The sequence below is a fragment of the Actinomadura sp. NPDC049753 genome, assembly GCF_040674655.1.
Lineage (GTDB): Bacteria > Actinomycetota > Actinomycetes > Streptosporangiales > Streptosporangiaceae > Spirillospora > Spirillospora verrucosospora.
Window position 1 is genome coordinate 1 of sequence record NZ_JBFARL010000476.1, and the last position, 1,133, is coordinate 1,133.

The following is a 1,133-nucleotide window of genomic DNA, read 5'->3' on the forward strand; positions in this document are numbered from 1 at the left end:
CCGCCTCCCGCGCCCGGAGCCCAGCCTCCCGCGGCCCAGCCCCCGGTGGACGGCCCCCGGCCCGGCGACGCCAGGCCGGAACCGCCCAAGGAGTCCTGAGGGCTCCGGGAGGGCTACGGCGCTCCGGACCTCAGCAGCAGGATCAGGTGGCGCTCGCCGACGCCCACCGACAGGGCGTCGGCCGGCACCGTGCCCGCGGCCGTCAGCGCCGTGCCGGGACGGCTGCGGGGGGTCCTCTTCCCTGAGCCGAGCTGGCCGCTGCCGCCCGCGCCCCACGTCAGCAGCGTCCCGTCGGTCAGGATCGCCGCGCCGTAGGCCTCCCCGGCGAACACGCGGGCGGCGCCGCGCAGCTTCGGGGCGCTGCGCCCGACGACGGTGACCGGGGCGGTACGCGGCTGCACCGTGCCGTCACCGAGCTGGCCGGCGGTGTTGTTGCCCCAGGCGACGATGGTGCCGTCCCCGCGGAGCGCGTAGTTGTGCTTCTCCGCCGAGGCGACCGCGGCGACGCCGTCGAGGACGCCCTCGCCGCCCACTCCCGAGACGAGGACGGGCGTGAGCCGGTCCTGGCGCGTGCCGTCCCCGAGCTGGCCGAGCTCGTTGCGGCCCCATGCCGCGACCCGCCCGTCCCGCAGCAGCGCGAGCCCGTGCTGACCGCCGATCGCGATGCGGACGGCGCCGTCGAGCCGCGCGGCGCCGTCCAGCCCGCGCACCGGGACGGGCAGGGCCCGGTCTTCGCGGGTGCCGTCGCCGACCATGCCGCCCGCGTTGGCGCCCCAGGCGAGCACCTGCCCGTCGCCGCGCAGCACCAGCTCGGTGTGCCCGTCCGCGGCGATCGCCGTGACGCCGGTGAGCGCCCCGCGCCCGTCCGGCGCCCGCACGGTCGTGGGGACGGGAGGGGCGGTGCGCTCGCCGGTGCCGCGCTGCCCGGACGACCCCTCGCCCCAGGTCACGACGGTGCCGTCGCGGCGCAGCGCCATGGAGAAGTCGTTGTTGGCGGCGACCGCGACGGCGTCGTCCAGCCGGCCGGGCCGCCCGTCCGGCGCGCGGACGCGCGCCGCTGAGCACCGTCTTCGGGCTCCAGACGGACGTGGAGCGCTGGCCGGACTGGCAGGAGCCCGTCCTGTCCATGAAGC

1 protein-coding gene is annotated in these 1,133 nt (G+C 78.6%); it reads right to left on the reverse strand.

What is annotated here, in order from left to right; genetic code table 11:
* Nucleotides 1–113 precede the first annotated feature (113 nt).
* Nucleotides 114–1,133: chromosome condensation regulator RCC1 (locus AB0K37_RS42310; protein WP_363991915.1), on the reverse strand; the 1,020-nt coding region annotated here is incomplete at its 5' end.